Source organism: Acidobacteriota bacterium (genome assembly GCA_004299485.1).
GTDB lineage: Bacteria > Acidobacteriota > Terriglobia > Terriglobales > SCQP01 > SCQP01.
Genome location: SCQP01000002.1, coordinates 181,407 through 207,697, shown reverse-complemented (window position 1 = coordinate 207,697; position 26,291 = coordinate 181,407). Strand labels below are relative to the sequence as shown.

Below are 26,291 nucleotides of genomic sequence, written 5' to 3'. Positions count from 1 at the left end.
GGGCTAATGCCCTCCCCGCAGACCGTGCGCCGAAGATGCGGTCTCGACCAAATCCGGTTCATCTGCCGCGGCTCCCAGCCACTGATAACCCTTTTCTTCCAGCTCCAGCGCCAGCTCCTTGCCGCCGGTCTTGACGATTTTGCCGGCGGAAAGCACATGCACCTGATCGGGCACGATGTAGTTCAGCAACCGCTGGTAATGAGTGACGAGAACGATGGCGCGCTCGGGCGAGCGCAGCACATTCACGCCTTCGGCCACCAGCTTGAGGGCATCGATATCGAGGCCGGAGTCGGTCTCATCCAGAATCGCCAGTTTGGGCTCGAGCACGGCCATCTGGAAAATCTCGTTGCGCTTTTTTTCACCGCCGGAAAACCCTTCGTTCACCGCGCGGCTCATCAGGCTTTCGTCCATGCGCAGCAGCTTCATCTTCTGCTTGGTGTGCTTGAGGAAGTCGATGGCGTCGAACTCCGGCTTGCCCTGGAATTTGCGCACCGAGTTGAGCGCCGCGCGCAGAAAGTAGTTGTTACTGACGCCGGGGATCTCGACCGGATACTGGAAGGCGAGGAACACGCCCGAGCGGGCACGATCCTCGGGCGACAGCGCCAGCAGATCGACACCGTTGTAGGTGACCGAACCCGAGGTCACGACGTAGGTGTCACGGCCGGCGAGCACCTGCGCCAGCGTGCTTTTGCCGCTGCCATTGGGGCCCATAATGGCGTGTACTTCGCCGGTTTTAACGGTGAGATCGAGACCGCGCAGAATTTCGCGGCCGTTCACTTCGGCGTGCAGATTCTTGATTTCAAGCATAGCTTTATCCAACGCTGCCCTCCAGGCTCACACTCAGCAGCCGCTGCGCCTCGACGGCAAACTCCATCGGCAGCTCTTTGAAGACTTCCTTGCAAAAGCCGCTGACGATCATCGAGACCGCGTCCTCATTTGAGAGACCGCGCTGCCGGCAATAGAACAACTGGTCTTCGCCGATGCGCGAGGTGGACGCTTCATGTTCCACCTGGGCGGAATTGTTCTTCACTTCGAGAATGGGGAAGGTGTGCGCGCCGCACTTGTCGCCGATCAGCAGCGAATCGCACTGGGAGTAGTTGCGCGCTCCCTGCGCGCCGGCCAGCATTCGCACCGCGCCGCGATAGGTGTTCTGGCCGAAGCCGGCCGAGATGCCCTTAGAGACAATCGTCGAGCGGGTGTTCTTGCCCATGTGGATCATCTTGGTGCCGGTGTCGGCCTGCTGGCGATTCTTGGTCACCGCGACGGAGTAGAACTCGCCAACGGAATCGTCGCCCTGCAGGATACAGCTCGGGTACTTCCAAGTGATCGCCGAGCCGGTTTCCACCTGCGTCCAGGAAATTTTCGAACCCCGGCCCAGGCACTTGCCGCGCTTGGTGACGAAGTTGTAAATGCCGCCCCTGCCTTCTTTATCGCCCGGGAACCAGTTCTGCACCGTCGAGTACTTGATGGTCGCATGATCGAGCGCAACCAGCTCGACCACGGCGGCATGGAGCTGATTCTTCACGCGCTTGGGCGCGGAACAACCTTCCAGATAGCTGACCTTGGCGCCTTCCTCGGCAATGATCAGCGTGCGTTCGAACTGGCCGCTGTCCTGATTGTTCATGCGGAAGTAGCTCGACAGCTCCATCGGGCACTGCACGCCTTTGGGAATGTAAACGAACGTGCCGTCGCTGAACACTGCTGAATTCAGCGTGGCAAAGAAATTGTCGGAGTACGGCACCACGGAGCCGAGATATTTCTGCACCAGATCGGCATGGTTTTGCACGGCCTCGGAGATCGAGCAGAAAATGACGCCCGCCTTGGCCAGCGTGGATTTGAAGGTCGTGGCTACGGAGACGCTATCGAAGATGGCGTCCACGGCCACGCCGGCCAACATTTCGCGTTCGTGCAGAGGCACGCCCAGCTTCTCGTAGGTCTTGAGCAACTCCGGATCGACCTCATCCAGGCTCTTCGGCGCTTCGTCGCTACTGGATTTGGGCGCGGCGTAGTAGATGACGTCCTGGTAATCGATCGTGGGGTAATGCACCATGGCCCACGTCGGCTCGGACATCTTCAGCCACTGGCGGTACGCGCGCAGCCGCCACTCCAGCATGAAATCCGGCTCATGTTTCTTGGCCGAAATCATGCGGATGATGTCTTCATTCAAGCCGCGCGGGATGGTGTCGGAGTCGATCTCGGAGACGAATCCGTACTTGTATTCCTCGTTGGCTAGGGCTTCCAGATCCTGAGTTGAACTGCTCATTTGATTCCCCCCGAACGACAGGTCTCCCCCAGAATGGCGAATCTGTACCAATTAGTCAAGATTGTTTGCGGGCACGATGGCGTTCAATCAGCTTTTTGGTCATCAGCACCATACCAATAGACTGCACCCACTCGCTCACCACGTTGCCCACCACCTGGCCCCACTTGGAATTGACGCCGGAATGGATGTAAAGCACGATCCAGGCGATGAGCGTGGCGATCAGAAAAAGCGTCAGGGAATGATCTCGAATGCGATCGAGAAAGCGGTGGGCAGGATCATCGGGCGGAGGTTGCTCGCTTTCCGAGGAACCGCGCTCGTACAGGTAGCCCGAAGCCAGCATCATGACCACCACGCCGGACCAGTCGGCAATCGCATTGCCAAAGAAATTGCCCCAATGCGTGTTGGGATTCCAAAAGGAATAAAGGATCAGCCAGGTGAGCAGCACCAGACTGGCGGTAAGGCTCAGCGAATGGTCGTGAACGAAAGCGCGCATGCGCCGAGTATGCCAGTCCGGCGGTGATAGAAAAAGCGCAGGCCAGGCACAAACAGCACACGCGAGTACCCGCCCGGCTCGAGCGGAGTAGCGCGCCCCGGGTGATTAGATCCGTTTGGCGATCTATTCGGGGATTGTAGGGCCTGCGTATAGGAGGGCGGACTGGCGCAGCACCTCGAATGCCTTAATGGCGGGTTGCCAACTTTCAGCGATGCGACGCGGGTCTTCGCCGCTCTTGATTTCGTCCACTATCGCCTGGGAGCCGGCGAGAAGGTGCATGCGCGCGCTATCCCACTGCTGCAAGTAGAGATGATGGAGCGCACTGGCGAGTTCAATGCCCAGTTCGGGCGAATCCAACTGTTCGCGGTTGGCCACGATCATGTAAACGCCGTGGCAGAGCTGATGGGCATACGGGTTGGCCGTGGGCCTGAACGAAATGGGCACAAAGCGGATGCCGGGCAAGCGGCGCGCATTGAGATAGGCGGCAAGCTGCGGCGCGTTGACCCAGGGCGCACCCATGACTTCAAATGGCGTATCGGTGCCGCGGCCGACGCTAATGTTGGTGTATTCGATCATACCGACGCCGGGATAGAGCACGGCCTCGGTGAGGTTGCGCATGTTGGGCGAAGGATTCGTCCAGGTCAGACCGGTCTCATCATAAAAATCGCCGCGTGACCAGCCCTGCACGCGGACGACGTTGAGATTGGCTCCAATGGAGCGGTTGAACAGCCGCGCCAGCTCGCCGATGGTCATGCCGTTGCGAATGGGCATGCCCGGGAAATAACCGACGAAGCTTTTTTCCTTTGGGGCCAGCGGTGGACCCTGAACATGAATTCCATCGATCGGGTTGGGGCGATCGTAGACGATCACCGGGATGTGGCGGTCAGCCGCGGTCTGGAGGGTATAGGCGAGCGTGGTCTCGAAGGTATAAAAGCGCACGCCCACATCCTGGACATCGTATACGAGGACATCGACATTCCGCATGCCGGCTTCGGGCAATAGATGGATAGGATTACTGGAATTGTAGGTGCTATAAACGGGCACGCCGGTGGCCACATCGCGCGTGTCACCGAAAGGACCATTCAGCGTGCCGGACCAACCTTGCTCGGGAGCAAAGGCAGCGGCGACGTGAATGCCGGCGGCAAGCATGTCGTCGATGTTGCGATGGCCGCCACGGTCCAGACCCGTCTGGTTTGTGACCAGACCCACCCGCTTGCCGCGCAGTAGACGGAAATCGCGCGCCTTGGCAACGTCGAGACCGGTGAGAACTTCACCGTTGCGATAGATGACGCGGCGGCCAGCCGCCACGGTGTTGTTGTAGCCGGTGATGCGCTCCAAGCCTTCCTCAACTTTCGTCCAAGTCGAACCATCGTTGAGCGCCAGGATGTTGGCGGTGACAGTGGCCACATCGGAGCGCATGGCGAGGATGCGTTTGAGGTGGGAACGTTGTTGGGGGTAGGTATCGTTGGCCAGGATAATGATGTAGGTATCGGAGGTCGGGTCAATCCAGAGCGAGGTGCCGGTAAAGCCGGTGTGACCGTAGGAGCCGACGGGGAGAAAGGCGCCACGGTTGCTGGAAAAGGGCGTGTCAATGTCCCAGCCCAAACCGCGCACTTCGGGAACGTTGGGCGGCGACTGCGGGGTGGTCATTTTGCGCACCGCGAGCGGCGAGAGGACGCGCTGGCCGTCGCCTCCGCGACCATTGTTGAGCATCATCTGCGCGTATTTCGCCAGATCGTCGGCTGTGCTGAAGACGCCGGCATTGCCGGCAACGCCCCCCATATCCTCAGCCGTCGGATCATTGACAACGCCGTGAATGGAACGGCCGCGGCCATCGACACCGGTAGGAGCGATTTTCGAAAGCCAATCCGACGGCGGCAGATAGCGGGTGTGCTTCATGTCGAGCGGCGTCCAGATATGCTGCAAGGCGTACTGGTCGATGCGCTCCCCCGTGAGGCGATGGACGAGCTCGGCCAGGACAATAAAGTTGATATCGCTGTATTCGAAATGCGAACCCGGAGGGAAGGCCGGCTGGATGGCAAAGGCTTTGCGGATGCCGGTATCGTAGCCCGACCATCGCGGCGTGAGCGACAAGTCGGGCGGCAAGCCGGAAAAATGAGTTAGCAATTGACGGATGGTGATTTGATCTTTGCCGTTCTGGCCGAAGCCGGGCATGTACTTGGCGACGGCGTCGTTCAGGCGGAAACGGCCCTGCTCGAGCAATTGCATGATGGCGGGTGCGGTGGCGACGACTTTGGTGAGCGAGGCAATGTCGAAGACGGTGTCAGTGGTCATCTTCTGGTGCGGACGGAACGAGCGCAAGCCAAAAGCTTTGCGATAGACGACGTGGCCGTCGTGGCCGATGAGCACCACGGCTCCGGGAATTTCTCCTGCCGCGATGGAGCGTTGAATGATCTTGCCGACTTCCGGCCACGAGGGCTTGGGAGCGGGCTCCGCCGCGGCCAGGAACAGGCCGCAAGCAGCCAGGGTGAGGAGCAGTCGAGCGAGGGGGCGAAAGCGCGTGGGGAACACAGGTTGTTATAGACTGAAGGGCCAGAGGCTGTCAAACCTGAAGGGAGCCGGAAGCAAACTCGAGCAACTACCCACGGAGGCGGTCAACCCGCGCACGGCGAATCTGGACCGGCTGCCGCTGCCGGCGATGGTGCGCGTGCTGCAGCGGGAGGATGCGGCCGTAATTCCGGCGGTGCGGCGCTGCGCGGGCGTCATCGCCGCCGCCGTACAGCGCATTACGACAAGGTTCCTCGCCGGTGGAAGACTCATTTACGTTGGAGCCGGGACCAGCGGCCGGCTGGGAGTGCTAGATGCCGCCGAATGCCCGCCGACGTTCGGCGTGACCTCCGGGCGCGTGCTGGGTGTGATCGCAGGCGGCCGGCTGGCGCTGACACGCTCGATTGAAGGTGCGGAAGACCGGCCGCAAGGCGCGAGACAGGATCTGCACAAATTACGGCTCACGCCGCTGGATTCGGTGGTGGGTATCGCAGCCAGCGGGCGCACGCCGTATACAGTGGAAGCTCTGGCGTATGCGCGGCAGCACGGCTGCTTGACTATTGCCGTCACGAACGTAAAGAATTCGCGGCTGGCGGGCGAAGCGGACGTCGCCATTGAGGCGGTTACGGGAGCCGAGGCGATCGCTGGCTCGACGCGGATGAAAGCCGGCAGTGCGCAGAAGATGATCCTCAACCTCATCTCGACAGCGCTGATGGTGCGCATGGGGCGGGTACAGGGCAACCTGATGACGCATCTGCAGCCAACCAACAGCAAACTCCGGGAGCGCGCGCGGCGCATCCGACGAATCACGAGCGACATGCGGTTGCACTAGCGCAAGATGATACGTGTCCTGTACGCCCGGCTATTGGTGACGCCAACGGAGACGGTGGAAGACTCAGCTTTGGTGCTGGGGGATGGTAGGATCGCAGCGTCCGGCCGGAGGGCAGAGGTTGCGGTACCGCCAGGAACGCAGAGCGATGATTACGGCGATGCCGTGCTGGCGCCGGGGATGATCGACGTCCATGTTCACGGCGGCGCGGGCGTGGACACGATGACGGTCGACGGAGCCGGCCTGGCGCATTTGCGGCAACATCTCGCGCGGCACGGGGTGACGAGCTTCCTGGCCACGACGGTAAGTGCACCGTGGGAGAAGCTACTGGAAGCGGTCGAGCGGCTGGGGCGAGCAGGTGCGGAAATTCATCTGGAGGGCCCCTTCCTCAGTCCAGTGCGGCGTGGTGTCCATCCGGAAGCGGACTTGCTGCTGCCAAGGGTGGCACGACTGCACGAGCTTTGGGAGCGATCGCAACAGCACATCCGCATGATCACGGTGGCACCGGAGCTTGACGGGGCAATCGAGTTCATTGCGGAAGCCGTGAAACTGGGCATCCGGGTGAGTATGGGCCATAGCGACGCCACCATGGCGCAAGTCAGAGCCGCAATCAAGGCAGGCGCGTGCCACGTAACCCACACTTTTAATGCAATGCGACCCTTGCATCAGCGCGAGCTGGGACTGCTGGGCACGGCCTTGGCCGAACCGGAGCTGAGCGCGGAGATTATCGCCGACGGCGTGCATGTCGATCCGGCGCTGGTGCGGCTGTTTTTGCGGGCGAAAGCTCCGGGACGGGCCGTTCTCGTCAGCGATGGCATCAGCGCAGCCGGGATGGGCGACGGTGAGTATCGACTGGGCGATGTGGCCGTCCGCGTCAGCGGCAACCGGTGCTGCAGCGGCCAGACTTTGGCAGGCAGCGTGCTATTACTGGATGCGGCGGTCAGAAATATTCGGACCTGGACGGGTTGCGGATGGGCAGACGCGGCACGCACAGCCACCCAAAATCCGGCTACGCTGGTTGGGTGGACCCGCAAGGGGCGGCTAATACCTGGCTGCGATGCCGATGTGGCTGTTTTTTCGCCGCAGGGAGAAATAGTTGCGGCCTACGTGGCCGGAAAGCTCGTGACGTAATTCATGGATAAGTTGGTAATCCGGGGCGGTCAACCGCTGCGCGGAACAATACGGATCAGCGGCGCAAAAAATGCGGCGCTGCCAGCTATGGCGGCCAGCTTGCTCACGCCAGAAGCGGTGGACTTGAAAAATGTTCCTGACGTGCGCGATATCCAGACCACACGCAAGCTGCTGGAGCTGATGGGTGTCGAAACCGAGGGTAGCGGCGGCCACCACCATATCGAACTGCGTGCGCGCTCGCTGAGCCATCCGCAAGCTGATTATGACCTGGTAAAGACGATGCGCTCCTCGGCACTGGTATTGGGCCCCCTACTGGCCCGCACAGGCCAGGCACGGGTCTCACTGCCAGGCGGGTGTGCCATTGGCGCGCGACCGATTGATCTGCACCTGAAGGGCTTGGAGCGACTGGGAGCAGATCTGCGGCAGGAACACGGCTATATCGTTGCCGAATCCCAGGGCTTGCGGGGCGCCAGCTACACTTTCGATCGCATTACGGTGACGGGCACGGAAGACATCCTCATGGCTGCGGTACTGGCCAAAGGGGAGAGCGTGCTGCGAAACTGCGCGCTGGAGCCGGAAGTCGTCGATTTGGCCACACTGCTGCAAAAGATGGGGGCGCGGATCGAAGGGGCGGGCACGCCAACGATTCAAGTGCGTGGCGTAAGTGAGCTGGGCGGCGCGGTTCACAGCATTATTCCGGACCGGATCGAAACCGGAACTTACTTGATGGCGGGCCTGATCACGGGCGGCGAAATTACGCTGACCCATTGCCAGCCCGCGCACCTGATGGGACTGCTGGACCGGTTATGCGAAGCCGGAGGGGTGGTCACCAAAACTGCGGATACGCTGCACGTCGCAGCCAACGGTCGGCGGCTGCGCGCGGTCGACATTTCGACGGCGGAATATCCAGGATTTGCCACCGACCTGCAAGCGCAATTCATGGCCCTGATGACCCAGGCCGAAGGTACGGCGGTCATCACGGAGACCATTTTCGAAAATCGCTTCATGCATGCCCTGGAATTGAACCGGATGGGGGCGAGCATTCGGATCGAGGGCAACCGGGCAGTGGTGCTTGGACCATCCCAGTTGAATGCCGCAGCCGTGCTGGCCAGCGACTTGCGCGCAAGTGCTTCGCTGGTGCTGGCGGCGCTGGCCGCCGAGGGAGAGACGATCATCGATCGCATTTACCATCTCGACCGGGGATATGAAAAACTGGAAGAAAAGCTGCGCGGAACCGGGGCGGCGATCCGGCGGCTGGGGCGCTTGATTCCGGAGACGGCGCGGCAGAGCGCAACGGCGAAATAAAGCGAAGTCCATGACACAGCGAATCCTCAAAGCGTGGTTGCCGGTTGCCGCGATGTGCGTGGTCATCTTTCTGTTTTCGCAGGACGCACAGTCGGGCCGCCATAGTAACGAGGTACTGGGCTGGCTGCTCTCGCTGGTTGGACTGGATACACGGCACATGGTGCATGTGTGGAGCGAGCCGTTCCGCAAGTTGGCGCACGTGGTAGTGTACTTTTTCCTGAGTGCGCTGGCTTACCGGGGCTTCTCCATGGGCATACCCCATTTCAGCCTCAAGGCCGGCTGGCGCACGCTGGTATTTTGCGCACTCTACGCGGCGAGTGATGAATACCATCAAAGCCTGATTCCAGGCCGCGGGCCGTCTCCGCGGGACGTCGCTCTCGATACCAGCGCGTCCGTGCTGGCAATGATCCTGATCTGGCTGTGGCTGCGGATGCGCAATCGGAACGATTTCGACCACGCCGTACCCCAGGGGAACGCCGTACTTCATCAATGACGCAGATCGCAGATTGGCGTGCTAAAATCTGCGCATAGCTTTATGCCGCCATCGCCCCCCCCACACCGGGTGCGCACACTCGTACCCGCCCTTCTGGTTGTCAGCCTGATTGCCGTAGGAAACAGCGGGTGCTTCCTGCGCCATCAGCAGCTCGCCAACCCTCTGGCGCAAGTGAAATCGGAGCAGCCGGACAAGCTGCTGTACGACATTGCCATGAAGGACATCAACAAGGGCAAGTACACGGTGGCGCGGCTGAATCTGCAGACGCTATTGAATACCTATCCCAACAGTGAATACCTCGCCCAGGCCAAACTGGCCATTGCCAACTCCTGGTATTTGCAGGGCGGCGTGGACGGGTATGCGCAGGCTGAGGCGCAATACAAAGACTTCATCACCTTTTTCCCGGCGATGAAGGAAGCCTCGGAAGCGCAGCTCAAGATCGCACAGATTCACTTCAAGCAGTTGCAGAAGCCGGACCGCGATCCGACCCAGGCACTACAAGCTCAAGCGGCGCTGCGGACGTTTCTGCTGAACTATCCTGACAGCTCACTGCGGCCGCAGGCATTGCAGATGCTGCGCGGCGTTCAGGAAGTGCTGGCGGAGCGGATATACCTTATCGGCCAATTTTATCTGGACCGGGCGCATCAGGGCATGTACCCCGATTACCGGGCGGCGCAAAATCGGCTGAACGAAACCCAGCAGATGTTTCCGCTATACAGCCAAGGGGACGTGGTGACGGATCAATTGGCGAGCTCCTATGCGACGACCTCGAGGCTGTACGCCGATGCCACGACGCTGGAAGGCAATCCAACCGATAAGGATCTCTATGCGGCCAATGCCAAGGCCGACAAAGAGCATGCCGTAGAGCAATTCAGCCACTTGATTGAGCGCTACCCGTTGAGTCCGCTGTCAAAAAGCGCCGCGGCGGAACTAAAGGCGCTGAAGGTGCCGGTACCCCAACCAACACCGGCAGCGATTCAGTTCAATAAGCAAGAAATTGCGGGGCGCGAAAAGGCACCTGACCCGCGTGGCCTGGACGGCTGGTTTGGGATAAAGTCCATGTGGACGGGAAAACCGGCAACGCAATTGGCACGTGCTGATAAAGTTGGACAACCGCAGGTGGCGCAGTTGCCACCGCCCGCACAGCCACCAGCACCCGGGCTGCAGACACTGATTCACAAGACGATGGTCGCCAGTGGGGCAATCCCGGCGACGGTTTCCGCGCAGTTGGCATCGGCAGAAAAAGAAGCGACTCGCGTTCAAAATGCACAAGCGGCCTCGGAGGTGAATCCCACGGAAGCCGAAACGAAAGCCGCACCGTTGCAATTTCAAAATGTGCCCACGGAAAAGGCACGCGGCGCTGACACGCCACCGACGGATACGCCGCAGGCGACGACGGGCAGCAACTTTGACGATCCCAACGCAGCAGCGGCAGCGCCGGCGGTTGACCCTAACGTCGTGCTGACTCCGAATGAGCTCGACATGGAAAACCGGGACCAGATGCTGGCGGACACGATCTACCGCAACGTTCCGGCGCCACTGAATGAACTCAAAAAGAGCCTGCACGCCGCGGCCGAGCGGGAGATGAAGCTGCTGAAAGAGATCCGCAAGCAGGAACTCGAGAACGAGAAGACGATTAAGCAGCAGAAGAAACCGGCGGCGCCTGCCAAGATGCCGGCGAAGAGCGTGCCAGCCAAATCCGGCGGCGGGCTGTAAACTCTCTGCATGGCAACTGAATATCGCGTGGGTACGGGGTGGGATTCCCACGTCTTTATACCCAACCGCACGCTGTGGCTTGGGGGCATTGAGGTGACGCATCCGCTGGGACTGGCGGGCCATAGCGACGGCGACGTGCTGCTGCATGCCATCTGCGACGCCATCCTGGGCGCGCTGGGAGAAGGCGACATCGGCACGCACTTTGCGAGCGGCGATCCGCAATGGCACAACGCCGCGAGCGAGCGATTCGTGCGGCACGCCGTGCAGGTAGCGCGGCGCGACGGCTGGAAGATCGCCAACCTCGACGCCAACCTGATTCTGGAGCAACCGCGCATTCAGCCGCTGCGGGAAGCATTGCGGGAGAGCGTGTCTTCGCTGCTCGAAATTCCTTCCGAGCGGATATCGATCAAAGGCAAGACGCCGGAGGGGCTGGGCAACCCGCAAACTGCTATTGCGCAGGTGGTGGTGCTGCTGTGCCGCGGAGCGGAGGCGATTTGAAACTGAGCAGCATGATCACGGCGGTGGACTTGCACGCCTGCGGAGAACCGGGGCGGGTGATTACCGGTGGCGTGCGTGGTGTGCCCGGCGCGACGATGTACGAGAAAATGCGCTACCTGCGCGAGCACGGCGACGGTTTGCGCAAGCGCATGCTGCGAGAACCACGTGGGTACCCGGCTGCGAACTGCAATCTGATCTTGCCTCCGACCGTAGCAGATGCTGACGCGGGTCTCGTGATCATGGAGCAGGTTGAGTACCCACCCATGTCCGGATCCAACACCATTTGCGTGGCGACGGCGCTGGCAGAGACCGGGATGGTGCCCACGCGGGAGGGCGTAAATCACCTCAAGCTGGAGGCGCCTGCCGGGCTGATCGAGGTTGAAGTCGAGATGCGCTCGGGCAAAGCCGTGTGCGTCACGTTTGAGAATGTGCCTGCGTTTGCAGTGCATCTCGATGTGCCCGTTGCAGTCCGAGACCTGGGCACGGTCAAAGTTGACATCGCCTGGGGCGGGATGTTTTACGTTATCGCAGACGCCGACGCGCTGGGGTTGGCAATCGAACCAGGCAATGCACGCGAGCTGGTGCGTGTGGGCGAAATGATCAAGGCCGCCGCGCAGGAGCAATACCCGGTGCGGCATCCGGAAAACGAGGACATTACCGGACCGACCATTGCGGAGTTGACCGCGGGCGGCAAAAATACGGTGATCGTCTCCACCGGAAAGCTCGACTGGTCACGGCCGGAGACCTGGACCGGCACGCTCGACCGCTCTCCCTGTGGCACGGGAACCTGTGCGCGGATGGCGGCGCTGCATGCCGGCGGCAAGCTGCCGCTCGGCGAAGATTTCGTGCACATGGGCATACTCGGCACCACGTTCACGGGGCGGCTGCTGCGCGAAACCAAGGTTGGCCCTTACACAGCCGTCGTGCCGACGATATCCGGCCAGGCGTGGATTACTGGGATTGCGCAGTACGTGCTCGACCCCGGCGATCCGTTCCCGGAAGGATACACTGTCGGCGACCTCTGGGGCGGGCAAGCGTAAACGTCACCCAGAAATCCTACCGGAGCATTCGCCAGTAATTTCGGAGTGAGCTTCTGGCGACCGGGATCACCACAAATGCCTGGTGGCGAAGGCGTGGCCGGAGCCGGATTTGAGGTAGTGCTCGAAATGATTGGCGCGAGTGGGGTCGGTGAAGGCGGCGTAGGTTATGAGGCGCCAGGGGGCGTGCGGGGCGGTGTGGGGGAGTTTGCCGCGGTTGTGATCCTTCAGGCGGCGCTTTATATCTGAGGTCACGCCGACGTAGCGGTGAGCGCCGGCGGAGGATTCGATGAGGTAGACGTAGCGCATGTCTGGACGGCAGAGGAAGGCAGCGGCGAGGGAAAGCACCCAAGTGGGGGGTGGACTCCAGGGGCCCTGCTTCGCGCTGCGCGGCTACGCAGGGCACCATGTTTGCGCGTAGCGCAAACATGGTGGAGGCGGGGGGAGTTGAACCCCCGTCCGAAAGTGCTGCCGGTGAGGAGAGCTACGGGCGTAGTCCGTTCCGGTGGATCTCGCGCTGGCCGGTCAGAGCGGACAAGAGCCGATCAGCGCCAGCCCCTACCCCTTGCGGAGTTCTCGACTGCGACGCCGGGACATTGCGCCACAGACCAGCCTGCAAAAGTGACGCCCACTACAAGCCTACAGGCGAACTTGCGTGAACGACGTTGCTAATTAAGCAGCGTATGCCAGTTGATTAGAATTGGCAGTTGTGGTTTTCCATGCGATTGCGGGAGCATGGAACCCGGCACGCCTCCTCATCTCATCCACTTCCGTCGAATCCGGGACGCCCCCAATCCGAAGAAGCTAGTACGATTATAGCAACCGCCTGTGCTGCTTTCCGAAACTGAGCTGCGCGCTGCCCTGGAACCGTTATTAGACCGCTTGCTGGCCGAACGGCTGCGGCTTTTCCAGCTCCAATTCGAGCCGCGCGTACAAGCACAAATTGCCGCGGCGCTGCAACCGCAGAGCGCGCTCGAACTGCAGGACGGGCTGCAGCGGATCGGGAGCGCAAAGGGGCCCGCACAGGTGCTTGCGGCGCTGTTTAAGGCTGGCTCGGCGGTGGTTGGACCGCAACGGGCGCTGATCGTAGTACGCGGCGAGCAAGCAGCGGTGTGGAAGCAGGAGGGCATTTCTCTGCCGTCACGTTTTCCGGCTGCGCAATGCGAGCAGCTACTACCACGCGAGACGCGCGCTGCGGTGAAAGTGCGCGGCACTACCGTGGGTTATTTTTGCTGGGAGGGAGTGACACTGCCGGCACCGATCGAGGCGCGACTAGCGATTCTGATCCAGTTCGCGGGACTGGCGTTGCTGGAAACTGGACTGCCCACGGAAACAGCTACCGTTGTGGCATCTCCGGCTGCCAGTGTGGCGGTGGCGCCGCAGCGGCCGGAGACGGGTTCAGATTCAGGGCGATTCGCTGAGTTACTCATCGAAGACCTGCGGTTGTTCCTGAAGCGAGAGCGGGCCGAAGATCTGGGAATGGGAGTACGCGCGGGCGATTGGCGCGAGCGCTTTGCGCCGGAAATCGAACGCTGCCGACAGGCCTTTGCGATTCGCTATTTCGGTATGGAGGAAGCCAGAACTTTCGAGGAGGTGGTGCCACGTTTGGGCGCACGGCTGGAATTCTAGTTGGGATCGGATTACTAGCCGGTTTCGCGCAGACGCCCCGAACATTCCCACGCGCGGCGGCACGGCTCTATCTCACGAGCGCACAGGCTCCGGAGCCGCAGCTCTCCGGTAAGGCGCAGCAGCCGGACCCTGCTGCTGTCGCTCAAGCGGAAAAGAGGCTGCGGGCGATTGCGGCGCACGGGCCGAACGGGCGTGAACGCGCGCTGGCGGCATTTGTGCTGGGGAAGGGCGAAGCGGAACGCCAGCAGACGAGCGCGGCGGCACGGGATTTGGCGCGCGCGGCGGAGTGGGTACCGGTGCGAGACGCGGCCACAGCCACGCTGGTGCGGATGTGGGCGCAGGCCAACGACGATACCCAGACGCTCGCCGCCGCAGCCCGGTGGCCTGTGGCGAAGCGCGACGTGTTTGCCGCCGCGATTGGCAAACCGGCGGCACGGGCGGCTGCCAAGCTGGAAAACTGGAAGGAAGCGCAGCTATGGGCGGAGCGGTTTCCGAGTGATCCGGACATGCTGTGGATTCTGGCGCAGGCAGAAACAGCGCTCGGTAATGAGCTCGCCGCAGGCGAAGCGGAGCGGAAGATTTACTATGAATTTCCAGCTTCCGCGGCGGCCAGGCAGGCGGGGCCGGTTTTCCTGGAGAGCCTGCGTTCGCTACCCAAGCTGGCAGCGACATGGCGGCTGGAAGCCGTGCGCGCGGAAGCCTGGAATCGGGCCGGGAACCCCAAAAGGGCTGCAGGGCGATTCGCAATTGCCGCTGGCATGGCACCGCGACGGGTCCGAGAGGGACTGGTGGCGCGCGAGGCGCGCGCGTGGCTCGCAGACGGCGATATGGACCGCGCCCAGGTGCGTTTGCAAACGCTGCTGCAAAGTTCCGAACGGGCGCAGGCACTCGAAATCGAGATCGAAGTGGCACGCCACCGGGCCGAAACGGACGAAATTGCCAAGCCAATCGACACTTTATTGGACGAGTATCCCCACAGCCGTTGGACGGCGCGGGCACTGTTGCAAGCCGGCGATGAGGCGACGCTACACTTTGATGCGGCAACCACGCAGAAGCGGTTCGATCAGCTTGCCGAACACTTTCCACAGACGCCCGACGGTGCGAAGGCTTTGTGGCGTTCGGCATGGATTGCATTCCGGCTGAATCAGAGCGATGCTGCCCAGCGGCTAGAACAATATCTGCGGGAGTATCCGCATGGCGCAGCCGTGGCGGACGCAATTTTCTGGCGGGGTGCATGGGCCGAACGGCATGGCGAGCTGGCCTTGGCACAGATGTGCTATCAGACGGACACACGCTACTTTCCCGGAAGCTATTTCGGCCAGCAGGCGCGGCAGCGAATGCAGCGAGCGGCCAGAAGCACAATTGGAGATGACCCACCCGCGCCGAGTTGGCTCGCGGTGTATCAGCGGGATAAACCGACGCCCAGAGCGGGTCCAATCCCGGCGCGGCTGCGAGCCGAGGTGGAGCGTGCGCGATGGATGGCGCAGGCCGGACTGGTAGACCCCGCGGCGGCCATTCTGATGCATGTGCTGTACGCAATGCCGCGCGGCGAGACATCGCTGGGACTGGCACGCGAGGCCGGAAAAGTCGAAAGCGAGCGGCAAGCCTGGAACCTGGGCATGACGGCGATGATCCGGGCGGTTCCGGACTATGCCGAGCTGCAGCCGGAGCAATTGCGTCCGAGCGATTGGAAGCTGCTGTTCCCGGCACCGTATCCGGACGACATCGCCGCGGTTACACGGGAGTTCGGTCTAAATCGGGATCTGGTATTGGGTCTGATCCGGCAGGAATCGGGATTTAACGTCGGGTCGGTTTCCTACGCACATGCGCGTGGTCTGATGCAGTTGGAACTGGGCACAGCCCGCAAGCGCCTAGCGAGCCTTCCGGAGGCCTGGCGGCTTCTTAAAGGGCCAGGGCCGTTATCGGCGAGCGATCTGCTTAAGCCAAGTTTGAATCTTGCGCTGGGCACGGCCGAACTAAGCCAGCTCGTGCAGGAATTTGATGAACCCGCGTATGCACTGGCAGGCTACAATGCCGGCCGCAGCCGCGTGGTGGAATGGAGGCAACAATTTCCAGGACTGGCGCTGGACGCCTTCATCGAATCTGTGCCCTTTACGCAGACGCGCAACTACATTCAGGCGGTCTTGCGCAATGCGGAACGCTATCGTGAAATTTATGGCCCATGAACCCCGAGGACTACTTGCATCCTGTACATAGACGTGGTGAGATGGGGGCACGCAGGAAAGGAGGTGGTCCAGTGGAACATTCAGATGGTTTATGCAGCAACGATTGGACTTGCGAGGTGGCTGAGGCCTAGGCTTCGCCAGGCCCCGAAGGTTCCGCGGTCCATGGCGGCGCCTCGGCCAATTTCATCAGTACACCGTCTTCGGGTACGGCCCGAAGCCAATCGAAGGGGCTCTGGTCAAAAGCCAGAGCCTCTTCTGCGTTTTAGCCAAAAAATTGCTTTTGAGAACCGCAACTCTGGATTCGGAACCGGGTTTGTACTAGCAACCCGTAAGCGCACCCAAGGGCCTGGGAGCGAAAGCTCCCAGGCCCTTTTAGCTTGTGCAAAATTCATGCTACAGTGGGAGTTCGCTGCGGGAGTAACTCAGTGGTAGAGTGCGACCTTGCCAAGGTCGAAGTCGCGGGTTCGAATCCCGTCTCCCGCTCCATTCTCTCGCTGCCAGCGGGCCTGCGGCGTCCAGAAAATTGCCGCTTGACCTGACTATATCCACTGGTGTACATATAAGTTGGCTATGGACCGCGAAGCCCATCCAGGCTCCCGGGGACTGCGGGGAAAGCTTGCCAGCATGGGAGTGATGGTGTGTTGCATCACGTTGTTCTGGTTCGCGCCGCCGCATCCCCTCCGGGCACAAGCACGCTGGTCCGCGCCGGTGAGGCTGATCTGCAACGCAGCAGTGCCCGCTGACGCGGGAGCGGCACGAGCGGACAGCGCTGCGCAGGCGCAGGCCGAACGGGCGCTGCCGGCTGCGTCACCACGGCCGGTATTAACGCTGCACGAGCCCCGCAGCCAAGCGAGTCCGGCTGCTGCCCTCGTTCTGGCTTCCCCTCCGCTGCGCATCTAACTTGCACCCTGCCCGCCCTTGCCTTCGCGCGGTCGCGGGAAGGCGCGCAGTGATCAAAGCACCGATCGAGGAGGAAGATCATGGGAGCCAAGTCTATTTTGCTTGTGGACCCGTCCCGTCTGCGGATGCCATTTTTCAGTGAGATTCTGCAGGGATCGGGAACAGTGCTGGAGTTTGCCGATGCGGACAAAGCATTGAGCGCGGTGAAGCGCGGACTGACCGTCGATGTAGCGGTGATGTATTACCGGATCGCGCTGACACCACTGATTCAATCGCTGCGGCGATTGCAGCCGCGGGCGGGCATTGTGGCGTACGGCGCACCCCGTATGGATACGCCGCTGGGGGTGGATGCGTACCTGCTGGAGCCGATATTGAGCGCCGAGCTGGAAGGTACAGTTGAGCTTTACCTCAAGCGGCGGCGCAATGAAGGCATCGCCACGTGGGCTGAGGCGTCGTCACTAGCGGCAGCGGAACGGCGCGCTGCCAACCTGGCGCGACACAAGCCCAGCTTAGCCCGCTGAGCAATTCCAAGGTCGATGTACTCCGCAGCGGCCGTTCCGCCGGGCTACCGGCGTACACAGGCGCTCAGGAAGTTCTGCAGGAGTTGCTTGCCACTGGTGGTGAGAATGCTTTCGGGGTGAAACTGCACGCCTTCAACCGGCCAGTGCTTATGGCGGACGCCCATGATGACGCCGCTGGGATCCCGTGCGCTGACTTCCAGGCATTCAGGAAGTGAAGCGGCCTCGATGACCAAGGAATGATACCGGGTTGCCGGCAACGGTTGCGGGAGGCCGGAAAAGATGGTGCGGCCGTCGTGCTCGATGTCACTCACTTTACCGTGCATCAGAACCGGGGCGCGGACGATGCGGCCGCCAAAAGCGGCTCCGATGGCCTGATGGCCGAGGCAGACGCCCAGAATGGGCAGGCGGCCGGCAAAGTGGCGCACCAGTGGAATGCTGATGCCCGCTTCCGCCGGGGTGCAGGGACCGGGCGAGATGACGAGCGCGGCTGGGCGGAGGGATTCGATTTCGTCCAGAGAAATCTGGTCGTTGCGGCGGACCTCAACCTGCTCGCCCAGCTCGCCCAGATATTGCGCCAGGTTGTAGGTAAACGAATCGTAGTTATCGAGCAAAAAAATCATGGGGTTAGGCGCCGGACCGAGCGCGTTCGAGCGCGCGCATCATGGCACCGGCTTTGTTGACGCACTCCAAGTATTCTCGCTCTGGAATGGAATCGGCGACGATGCCCGCACCAGCCTGCACCGAAGCCATTCCACGACGGAATAAGATAGCTCGGATGAGGATGCAGGAGCTGAGATTACCCTCGTAGTCAAAATTCAATACAGTACCGCCATAAGGCCCGCGGCGGGTGGGTTCGAGTTCCTCGATGATTTCCATGGCGCGGACTTTGGGTGCACCCGAGAGCGTACCAGCGGGAAAGCAGGCGGCCAGGGCGTCAAACATGTCGCGGCCGGGCGCCAGCTCGCCGCAGACATCGGAAACCAGGTGCTGCACGTGCGAATACTTTTCGACCGTCATCAAAGCCGGGACACGAACCGAGCCGACGGCGGCGACACGGCCAATGTCGTTCCGGCCCAAATCGACGAGCATGACGTGTTCGGCGCGCTCTTTTTCATCTTCGAGCAGTTCCCGTGTCAGATCGGCGTCGGCGGCTTCGTTGGCGCCGCGTGCGCGGGTGCCTGCGATGGGACGATAGAAGAGGTCGCGCTGGTTCACTTGCACCAGCAGTTCGGGTGAGGCGCCGACCAGCGTCAGCGTGCCGAGCTGCAGGAAGAACATGTAGGGGGAGGGATTGATCGCGCGCAACGCACGATAGACCTGAAAGGGCGCAACGGAGGTGGATACGTCGAAACGCTGCGACAACACCACCTGAAAAATATCGCCGGCTGCTATGTATTGCCTGGCCCGGGTGACGGCGGCTTCAAATCCCGGCCGCTCCCAGTTGGGAAACACGGGCATGCGACCGGGCTCCGGCGCCGATTTGGGCAGTCTCGGGCGCCGCTGCAGGCGCTCGGCCATCGCCGTCAAATCGTCGCAGGCAGCCTGATACTCGGTTTCGAGCGAGGCGAACTCGGCGCCAGCGGCCGCGTCGGTGCGGACGCAGGCGACCAGCGTAATCTGCCGGCGCACGTGATCGAAAATGACTTGACGCGAAAAAAACATGAGCAACGCATCGTCGGTGCGCAAATCATTGCGTGCCTGTTCGGGAAGCCGCTCGAAGGAGCGGACCATGTCGTAGCCGAGAAAGCCGACCGCACCGGCCAAAAACGGAGGCAGGCCGGGCTGGGGAGCGATGCGGCGCTGGCGCGCTTCGGCCCGCGCCAGCGCGAGCAAAGGCTGACCGGCAGCCGTCCAGGGGCCCCAAGTCGCCTTCTCGCCGCGCTGCTTGCGCCGGCTGCGGCGAACTTCCACAACGCCCTTGCGTTGGCGCAGCAATTGGTCGGGCGCGACACCGAGAAAAGAGTAGCGGCCGATGCGCTCGCCGCCCTCGACGCTTTCGAGCAGATACGAGTAGGGCGAGGACGCACCGCGGATGGCATTCAGATAGGCCGCCACGGGCGTATCCAGATCGGCCAGAAAGGTGCAGGTGAGCGGGACAAGGTTAAACTCCGCCGCCAAACGCTGCACATCGGCCAGCGCAAGGGAGGGCACAATCCGGATGGGCATGAGAAGCAGCATTGTAGCAGCGTGTGGCAGTTACAATCAAAGGGATGAGCGCGGCAGAGCCAATTGCGGCAAGTGCGAAGGCGACGCACGCTGCCGAACCGCCCGCCTGGGGGTGGAAACGGCGGTTCTTACTAGGGTTGGCGCGAACGCTCGTGCCGCCGCTGGTGCGAATCCTGGGCCGCACGTGGAGATGGGAGGTGCCGGAAGGCGTGCCGCCCGGCTCGTTCAGCGAACCGCCCCGACCGGCGGTATACGTTTTCTGGCACCGGTGCCTTTTGCCGATTGCATGGTTTGCGCGCGATCACGGTTTCGGCGTTCTGGTGAGCCAGCATTTCGACGGAGAACTGATCTCGCAAGTTGCGGAACGGCTGGGGTATCGACTTTTTCGCGGATCGAGTACACGCGGCGGACACGACGCGCTGCAGGAAATGCAGGTGGCGCTGGCCGGGGGGCAGCCGATTGCGCTCACGGTGGACGGACCGCGCGGGCCGTGTTTTCAAGCGAAGGGCGGGGCCATCCAACTGGCCAGGGCGACGGGCGCACCGATCTACGCCTTGCACATTTCGCCACGCGGCGCGTGGACGATGCGAAGCTGGGACCGGCTACAGCTTCCCAAGCCGTTTTCGCGCGTACACGGCATATGGACTGGTCCGCTGATGGTTCCGGGCGATTGCAGTCCGGAACAGGCGGAAGCCTTGCGGTTGCAAATGGAGAGCATGCTCAACCGGCTGCGCATCCAACACGATTTCATGGAAGGAGAGAAAGAGCAATGAAACTCGGGATGGTGGGACTGGGCCGCATGGGCGGCAATATGACACAACGGCTGATCGAGGGCGGGCACCAGGTGGTGGTTTATGACCCGGCGGCGGCTGCGGTCAAGGAGGCGCAAGGCCATGGCGCGGAAGCTGCCAACAGCCTGGCGGACATGGTGAAGCGCCTGGCAGCGCCAAGAGTGATGTGGGTGATGGTGCCGTCGGGCGCGATCACGACGACGACCATTACGGAACTGTGCCGGTTGCTCAGCAAGGATGATGTGCTTATCGATGGCGGCAACTCGATGTACAAGGACTCGATCCACCATGCGGAACTGGCGCAGAAGCGGGGCGTGCATTTTCTAGATGCCGGAACCAGCGGAGGAGTCTGGGGCCTGACGGTAGGCTACTGCCTGATGGTGGGTGGGGAAAAAGAGATTTTTGACCGTGTGAGCCCGATCCTGAAGACACTGGCGCCGCCGGAAGGCTATTTGTATACCGGACCGGCCGGGTCGGGACACTTCGTCAAGATGGTGCACAACGGCATTGAGTACGGCATGTTGCAAGCCTACGGGGAGGGTTTTGAGATTCTGGAAAAATCGCAATACCCGCTGGATCTACGAGCGATTGCGCATCTTTGGAACCAGGGTAGCGTGATTCGCTCCTGGCTGTGCGAATTGGCAGAAAGAGCGTTTGCACGCGAGGCGCATCTGGACAGCATTCGCGGCTACGTCGAGGATTCGGGCGAAGGGCGCTGGACGGTGCAGGCGGCAATCGATGAAAATGTGCCGGCGCCGGTGCTGACGCTGTCGCTGCTGGCACGGTTGCGATCACGACAGCCGGAGTCGTTCAGCGCCAAAGTCATTGCAGCCTTGCGCAATGAATTTGGCGGCCATGCGGTCAAAAAAGAAGGCGCGCACTAGCAATGCCGCTCGAATGGATAACACACGCGGCGCTTCCCGAGCTGACGGCGGCGTTCTGCCGCAAGCTGAAAACCGTGCTCACGGAACCGGGCGACGCTGCTGTGGCGTTGACCGGAGGGCGCTCGGCAGGAGCCTTTTATGACGCCTGGGCGGCGAGCGGGGTGGATCCGCGCTGGCAGTTCTACTGGAGCGATGAGCGGCTGGTCGAACCGAATGATCCCGACAGCAACGTGAAACTTGGGCGCGAACGGTTGTTCGGCCCGAGCAAGGTAGCGGAAGAGCACATCCACGCGCCACGCACGGCGCTGGCAGGCGAGAAGTGCGCGACGGACTATGCGACGTCCATCCGGCTGGCAGTCCCGGCCGGCGAAGGCGCGACGCCGGCATTTCCGCTGATTATCCTGGGCATGGGCGCCGACGGGCACACCGGATCGCTGTTTCCGGGACGCAACCCATACGAAGAGCAGGAAAAACTGGTGCGCGCGGTCGCCGCCACGCCGGCCCACCCGCATGCGCGGATTACGTTTACCCCGCAGCTCATCAACGCCGCCCAGCAAGTGTGGTTTTTGGTGACCGGAGCAGCGAAAGCGTGGGCCGTGGAGCAATTAGCTGAGCGAAAACTGGCCATCGAACAGTTCCCTGCGCTGGCGGTGGATCCGCAGCGAACCAAAATAACGATCTTCGCCGACGAAGGCTCGACGGGCGGGCGCGACTATTCCTGAGTGGTGGCGGACTAGAATCAGAATATGAGTACCCGACCAGCCCGTGGGTATGCGGCCGCACAGGCCAAGGCTCCGCTCGCGCCATTTACGTTTGAACGGCGGCAGCCTGGCGCGCGTGACGTCGAAATCGAGATTGCCTATTGCGGCATTTGCCATAGCGACATCCACCAGGCGCGCGATGAGTGGGGCGGCGCTATCTTTCCGATGGTGCCGGGACATGAAATCGCCGGACAGGTGCGCGCGGTGGGCAGTGAGGTCAGCCGCTACAAGGCGGGAGACTGGGTGGGGGTGGGGTGCATGGTAAACTCCTGCCGCACGTGCGAGAACTGCCGGGAGGGACTCGAGCAGTTCTGCATCCCGGGAGCGAACTTTACCTACAACAGCCACGACCGCGATGGAACTCCCACTTATGGCGGCTACTCCGACCACATCGTGGTGGATGAAGATTTTGTGCTGCGGATTCGGCATGATCCCAAGCAAATGGCGGGCGTGGCGCCCTTGCTGTGCGCGGGAATTACCACTTATTCTCCGCTGCATCACTGGAATGTAGGACCCGGCAGCAAGGTCGGTGTGGTCGGGCTGGGTGGACTGGGGCACATGGGCGTAAAGCTGGCGCACGCGATGGGCGCGGAGGTGGTGCTGTTTACGCGCAGTCCGCAGAAACTCGACGATGGCAAAAGGCTGGGCGCCGACGCCGTAGTGATATCGAGCGACGAAGCGGCGATGCAGGTGCACCATCGGCGTCTGGATTTCATCTTGGACACGGTGGCCGCGGTTCACGATGTGAACCCGTATCTCGGACTGCTGCGCCGGGACGGCGTGCATTGCCTGGTGGGAGTGCCGGACCGGCCCCTGTCGGTGATTGGCGGGGGACTCATCATGCAGCGCCGAAGCCTGGCGGGTTCGCTGATCGGCGGCATCGCGGAAACACAGCAGATGCTGGATTTCTGCGCTACGCACGCGATCGTGAGCGACGTCGAGGAAATCCCCATTCAGAAAGTGAACGAGGCGTATGACCGGGTGGTGCGGAGCGACGTGCGCTACCGGTTCTCTATTGACATGAAAAGCCTCGAGGCGGCAGGCAAGTAGGGGCCATGCGTGAAGCACTGGAGCGGCTGGTTGCGGGCCAACACCTAACCCGTGCGGAGGCGCGAAAACTGCTAGCCGCGATTCTTGCGGGGCCAGAATTCGAAACCGAACGCGCTGGGCATGACATGAGCGTCGCCGCGATATTGACGGCGCTGGCAGCCAAGGGTGAAACCGTAGACGAGATGGCAGGGTTTGCCGAAGCCATGCGCGGCGCGATGGTGGATATTGGGCTGAACGGGCAACCAAGGCACTGGGTGGATACGTGCGGAACCGGCGGTAACGCCCGCAAGGTGTTTAACGTTTCGACGGCGGCAGCGCTGGTTGCCGCAGCATCCGGACAAGCTATCGCCAAGCACGGCAATCGAACCAGCACCAGCATCTGCGGATCGGCAGACATCCTCGAGGCGCTGGGCGTGAGACTGGATTTTCCGGCGGAGCGGCTGGGAGCGTGCCTGCGGGAGATTGGGATTGCATTCTTGTTTGCGCCCCTGCTGCATCCGGCGACCCGGCAGGTGATGCCGGCGCGGCGCGCACTGGGGATACAGACAATTTTCAATGCGCTGGGACCGCTAACCAATCCTGCCGGAGCGGAGTCGCAGGTGGTTGGGGTATCGTCGATCTCATTGCTGGAGAAGATGGCGGAAGCCTTGCAGCTGCTGGGAACGCGGCATAGCTTTGTGGTCCGGAGCCGCGATGGGATTGGAGAACTTTCAACCACCGACATCAACGACGTGGCCGAGATCGAGCACGGAGTGATCCGGCGCTACACGCTGAACGCGCGGGAACTTGGATTGCCGCGGGCTGACTTTGCCACTCTCCATTGCCAGAGCAAAGAAGAAGCGGTCAGCGTGATGCGACGCGTTCTGGCGGGCGAGAGCGGCCCGCTACAGGACATCGTCTGCCTCAATGCCGCCGCGGCGCTGGTGGCTGGGGGAACGGCGAGCGATTTGCGCGACGGCCTGAAACGGGCGCGCATGGCGCTGGTGGACGGCGCAGCGCAGCGAAAGCTGGAGATGCTGGTAGCGTATACGCAACACTAGGAGTAAGGAGAGCGGGTGGCGCAGCTGCTGCAACGCGTGGTAGTCTTGGGCGCGGGGACGATGGGTTCGCGCCTGGCGGCTCACTGCGCCAATCACGGCCTGAACGTTCACCTGCTCGACCAGACGACCGAACTGGCCGCCAGCGGTCTACAGGCCGCGGCCAAGAGCCGCCCAGCCGCATTCTTCCTGCCGCGGCTGGCCGAGGCGATCCGAACCGGTGATTTTGCCTCCGGGAACAAGGCGATTGCGGAGGCAGATTGGGTCGTTGAGGCGATCGTCGAGAACCTTGACGCCAAGCGCGCACTGCTGGCTCGGGTGGCGCCCCAGCTTCGGGCGGATGCCTTGCTGACAACCAACACCAGCGGATTGCCGGTTGCGGCCGTGGGGGCGCAGCTACCCGACAAGGTGAAGCGACGCTGGTTGGGTACGCATTTTTTCAACCCCCCACGCTATATGCGGCTGGTAGAGATGATTCCAACGCCAACGACGGACGCCGAAGCGGTGGCCTGGTTGCGTCGCGCGATTGAACTCCGGCTGGGTAAAGGCGTTGTGATCGCGCGCGACACGCCCAACTTTATCGCTAACCGCATTGGCGTGTTTGCGCTGATGAATACGCTGCGGCTAATGCAGGAGTTCGAGCTGGGCATTGAAGATATTGACGCGCTGACCGGGCTTCTGCTGGGCTGGCCAAAGTCGGCGACCTTCCGGACCCTGGACATGATCGGCCTCGACACGCTGGCACAGGTGGTGCAAAACTCCTATGCGAATCTGCCGAAGGATGAGCACCGCGAGCTCTTCGTAGTTCCAGAATTCGTGAAAGCGATGCTGCAGCGAGGCTGGCTGGGAGAGAAGAGCGGCCAGGGGTTTTACCGCAAGCAGGGCGACCAGATTGACGCGCTTGATTTGAAGACGATGACGTATCACCCCCGGCGCAAGGTGCGGTTGCCGTTTGATACGCTGGCGGCGGCGGTCAAGCAAAGCGAATTTGTGCGCCGGGGACTTGAGGAACTGTTCGCTTACTGCCAGGCGCGGCTGGGCGAGATTAGCGACGACCCTGAAGCGATCGACCAGGCCATGGAGTGGGGCTACAACTGGCAGCACGGGCCGTTCGCGATGGAGAGCGTCGTCGAAACCGGCAAAGGGCCCGCGCGTCCGCTGGGCGTCAGCGTACGCGCCAACCCCGGCTGCTCGCTGCTGGACTTAGGCGATGGCGTCGGCTGCCTCGAGTTTCACAGCAAGATGAACGTGCTGGGCGCCGATACGGTGGCGATGATGCAAACTACGCTTGCCGATTCCGGTCTGCCCTTCGATGCATTTGTGATTACGAACGGCGGGGAACAGTTTTCGGTGGGCGCCGATCTGGCCTATCTGCTGGCGCTCATTCAGAACGAAGAATGGGATGAAGTGGAAGAAGCGGTACGGCAGTTCCAGGCGATGAATCTGGCGCTGAAGCGCTCGCCACGTCCGGTGGTGGTGGCGCCGTTCGGGCTGACGCTGGGCGGCGGATGCGAAATGATGCTACACGCCGCACGTGTGGTGGCCCACGCGGAGTTATATGCGGGTATGGTGGAGATCGGCGCCGGCCTGATTCCCGCCGGCGGGGGCACGACACAAATGGCGTTGCGCATGGATCCGAAAACTGCCCTGGAGACCATCGCCATGGCGAAAGTCTCGACGTCGGCGGCTGAGGCACGCGAGCTGCGGTTGCTGCGCCGCGGCGATGAAGTGATCGCCAATCGCGCTTTTGTGTTGCAGGCAGCCAAGGACGCGGCGCGGCAGTTGGCAGACGCAGGCTACGAAGTGCCGCCGGAGGCAAGCGTGCGCGCCCCGGGGCCGTCTGTGGAGGCAACGCTAAAACTCGGCGTGTTCATGATGCGGGAAGCAGAGCAGATTACGAAGCATGAGCAAAAGATCGGCAACCACCTGGTGGGAGTATTGTGCGCGCACGGCGCGCCGGAGGGCATGATGGTGCCGGAAGCGAAGTTGCGGGAATGGGAGCGGGAGGCATTCCTGAGCCTGTGCGGCGAGACGAATACGCAGGAGCGGATCGCCTACCTGCTCAGGAACGGTAAGCCGCTGAGGAATTAGGC

23 protein-coding genes, 1 tRNA gene and 1 other RNA gene are annotated in these 26,291 nt (G+C 62.0%); 17 read left to right on the top strand and 8 right to left on the bottom strand.

Annotated features, from left to right (window positions below):
* Nucleotides 1-3: 3 nt before the first annotated feature.
* The 4 genes from sufC to EPN33_03795 form a co-directional block, all read right to left on the bottom strand.
* Entirely contained in the window at nucleotides 4-807 is an 804-nt protein-coding gene (gene sufC, locus EPN33_03810) for a Fe-S cluster assembly ATPase SufC (protein ID TAN23952.1), read from the bottom strand.
* Between the two features lie 4 nt (nucleotides 808-811).
* Nucleotides 812-2,263, bottom strand: coding sequence for a Fe-S cluster assembly protein SufB (gene sufB / locus EPN33_03805; GenBank protein ID TAN23951.1), 1,452 nt, complete (start codon nucleotides 2,261-2,263; stop codon nucleotides 812-814).
* A 55-nt stretch (nucleotides 2,264-2,318) separates the two neighbouring features.
* Entirely contained in the window at nucleotides 2,319-2,756 is a 438-nt protein-coding gene (locus EPN33_03800) for a hypothetical protein (GenBank protein TAN23950.1), read from the bottom strand.
* 123 nt (nucleotides 2,757-2,879) lie between these two features.
* Nucleotides 2,880-5,288: a DUF1343 domain-containing protein gene (locus tag EPN33_03795; GenBank protein TAN23949.1), complete on the bottom strand. Its 2,409-nt coding sequence runs from the start codon at nucleotides 5,286-5,288 to the stop codon at nucleotides 2,880-2,882.
* Here EPN33_03795 and murQ point away from each other — a divergent pair.
* Genes murQ through EPN33_03760 form a run of 7 tightly spaced genes read left to right on the top strand, consistent with a single transcriptional unit; the run spans nucleotide 5,167 to nucleotide 12,276 of the window.
* Entirely contained in the window at nucleotides 5,167-6,096 is a 930-nt protein-coding gene (murQ, locus tag EPN33_03790; protein TAN23948.1) for an N-acetylmuramic acid 6-phosphate etherase, read from the top strand. The two genes, EPN33_03795 and murQ, sit on opposite strands and share 122 nt — an antisense overlap.
* A 6-nt stretch (nucleotides 6,097-6,102) precedes the next feature.
* The gene (gene nagA / locus EPN33_03785) at nucleotides 6,103-7,224 is read left to right on the top strand and encodes an N-acetylglucosamine-6-phosphate deacetylase (GenBank protein ID TAN23947.1); all 1,122 of its coding nucleotides are present in this window, start codon (nucleotides 6,103-6,105) and stop codon (nucleotides 7,222-7,224) included.
* A gap of 3 nt (nucleotides 7,225-7,227) precedes the next feature.
* Complete coding sequence (murA, locus tag EPN33_03780; GenBank protein TAN23946.1) at nucleotides 7,228-8,529, top strand: UDP-N-acetylglucosamine 1-carboxyvinyltransferase; 1,302 nt, start codon at nucleotides 7,228-7,230, stop codon at nucleotides 8,527-8,529.
* A 10-nt stretch (nucleotides 8,530-8,539) separates the two neighbouring features.
* Complete coding sequence (locus tag EPN33_03775) at nucleotides 8,540-9,022, top strand: hypothetical protein (protein TAN23945.1); 483 nt, start codon at nucleotides 8,540-8,542, stop codon at nucleotides 9,020-9,022.
* Between the two features lie 42 nt (nucleotides 9,023-9,064).
* Nucleotides 9,065-10,738 carry an outer membrane protein assembly factor BamD gene (gene bamD, locus EPN33_03770; protein TAN23944.1) on the top strand — a complete coding sequence of 558 codons (1,674 nt, stop codon included), beginning with the start codon at nucleotides 9,065-9,067 and terminating at the stop codon, nucleotides 10,736-10,738.
* Nucleotides 10,739-10,747: 9 nt separating this feature from the next.
* Nucleotides 10,748-11,236: a 2-C-methyl-D-erythritol 2,4-cyclodiphosphate synthase gene (ispF, locus tag EPN33_03765; protein TAN23943.1), complete on the top strand. Its 489-nt coding sequence runs from the start codon at nucleotides 10,748-10,750 to the stop codon at nucleotides 11,234-11,236.
* Nucleotides 11,233-12,276, top strand: a complete 1,044-nt coding sequence (locus EPN33_03760) for a hypothetical protein (protein ID TAN23942.1) — start codon at nucleotides 11,233-11,235, stop codon at nucleotides 12,274-12,276. Before ispF ends, EPN33_03760 begins: the two co-directional genes overlap by 4 nt.
* Before the next feature lie 66 nt (nucleotides 12,277-12,342).
* On the opposite strand, the gene EPN33_03755 is transcribed toward EPN33_03760, so the two are convergent.
* The gene (locus tag EPN33_03755; protein ID TAN24092.1) at nucleotides 12,343-12,582 is read right to left on the bottom strand and encodes a GIY-YIG nuclease family protein; all 240 of its coding nucleotides are present in this window, start codon (nucleotides 12,580-12,582) and stop codon (nucleotides 12,343-12,345) included.
* A 120-nt stretch (nucleotides 12,583-12,702) separates the two neighbouring features.
* Nucleotides 12,703-13,065: a transfer-messenger RNA gene (gene ssrA / locus EPN33_03750) on the bottom strand.
* A gap of 234 nt (nucleotides 13,066-13,299) precedes the next feature.
* Between ssrA and EPN33_03745 the strand changes: the two genes are divergently transcribed.
* The 4 genes from EPN33_03745 to EPN33_03730 all read left to right on the top strand — a co-directional run bounded on the left by EPN33_03745 (nucleotide 13,300) and on the right by EPN33_03730 (nucleotide 17,509).
* Complete coding sequence (locus EPN33_03745; GenBank protein TAN23941.1) at nucleotides 13,300-13,902, top strand: hypothetical protein; 603 nt, start codon at nucleotides 13,300-13,302, stop codon at nucleotides 13,900-13,902.
* Nucleotides 13,903-14,117: 215 nt separating this feature from the next.
* Nucleotides 14,118-16,088, top strand: coding sequence for a lytic transglycosylase domain-containing protein (locus tag EPN33_03740; GenBank protein TAN23940.1), 1,971 nt, complete (start codon nucleotides 14,118-14,120; stop codon nucleotides 16,086-16,088).
* 411 nt (nucleotides 16,089-16,499) lie between these two features.
* A tRNA-Gly gene (locus EPN33_03735) sits at nucleotides 16,500-16,574 on the top strand.
* 494 nt (nucleotides 16,575-17,068) lie between these two features.
* Nucleotides 17,069-17,509, top strand: coding sequence for a response regulator (locus EPN33_03730; GenBank protein ID TAN23939.1), 441 nt, complete (start codon nucleotides 17,069-17,071; stop codon nucleotides 17,507-17,509).
* 44 nt (nucleotides 17,510-17,553) lie between these two features.
* Here the strand turns inward: EPN33_03730 and EPN33_03725 are convergent, their stop codons facing one another.
* Together EPN33_03725 and trpE are read right to left on the bottom strand one after the other, a co-directional pair.
* The gene (locus tag EPN33_03725; GenBank protein TAN23938.1) at nucleotides 17,554-18,129 is read right to left on the bottom strand and encodes an aminodeoxychorismate/anthranilate synthase component II; all 576 of its coding nucleotides are present in this window, start codon (nucleotides 18,127-18,129) and stop codon (nucleotides 17,554-17,556) included.
* A 4-nt stretch (nucleotides 18,130-18,133) separates the two neighbouring features.
* The gene (gene trpE / locus EPN33_03720; protein TAN23937.1) at nucleotides 18,134-19,675 is read right to left on the bottom strand and encodes an anthranilate synthase component I; all 1,542 of its coding nucleotides are present in this window, start codon (nucleotides 19,673-19,675) and stop codon (nucleotides 18,134-18,136) included.
* 44 nt (nucleotides 19,676-19,719) lie between these two features.
* Here trpE and EPN33_03715 point away from each other — a divergent pair, with 44 nt between their 5' ends.
* The 6 genes from EPN33_03715 to EPN33_03690 are packed head-to-tail and all read left to right on the top strand — an operon-like array spanning nucleotide 19,720 to nucleotide 26,289.
* Nucleotides 19,720-20,448 (top strand): DUF374 domain-containing protein, encoded by a 729-nt coding sequence (locus EPN33_03715; protein ID TAN23936.1) that lies wholly within the window; start codon nucleotides 19,720-19,722, stop codon nucleotides 20,446-20,448.
* Nucleotides 20,445-21,350: a decarboxylating 6-phosphogluconate dehydrogenase gene (gene gnd, locus EPN33_03710; GenBank protein ID TAN23935.1), complete on the top strand. Its 906-nt coding sequence runs from the start codon at nucleotides 20,445-20,447 to the stop codon at nucleotides 21,348-21,350. The genes EPN33_03715 and gnd overlap by 4 nt, the downstream gene beginning before the upstream one ends.
* Before the next feature lie 2 nt (nucleotides 21,351-21,352).
* Complete coding sequence (gene pgl / locus EPN33_03705; GenBank protein ID TAN23934.1) at nucleotides 21,353-22,072, top strand: 6-phosphogluconolactonase; 720 nt, start codon at nucleotides 21,353-21,355, stop codon at nucleotides 22,070-22,072.
* A gap of 24 nt (nucleotides 22,073-22,096) precedes the next feature.
* Nucleotides 22,097-23,161 (top strand): NAD(P)-dependent alcohol dehydrogenase, encoded by a 1,065-nt coding sequence (locus EPN33_03700; GenBank protein ID TAN23933.1) that lies wholly within the window; start codon nucleotides 22,097-22,099, stop codon nucleotides 23,159-23,161.
* A 5-nt stretch (nucleotides 23,162-23,166) separates the two neighbouring features.
* Nucleotides 23,167-24,201, top strand: coding sequence for an anthranilate phosphoribosyltransferase (gene trpD / locus EPN33_03695; GenBank protein ID TAN23932.1), 1,035 nt, complete (start codon nucleotides 23,167-23,169; stop codon nucleotides 24,199-24,201).
* 15 nt (nucleotides 24,202-24,216) lie between these two features.
* Nucleotides 24,217-26,289, top strand: coding sequence for a 3-hydroxyacyl-CoA dehydrogenase/enoyl-CoA hydratase family protein (locus EPN33_03690; protein TAN23931.1), 2,073 nt, complete (start codon nucleotides 24,217-24,219; stop codon nucleotides 26,287-26,289).
* Nucleotides 26,290-26,291 lie beyond the last annotated feature (2 nt).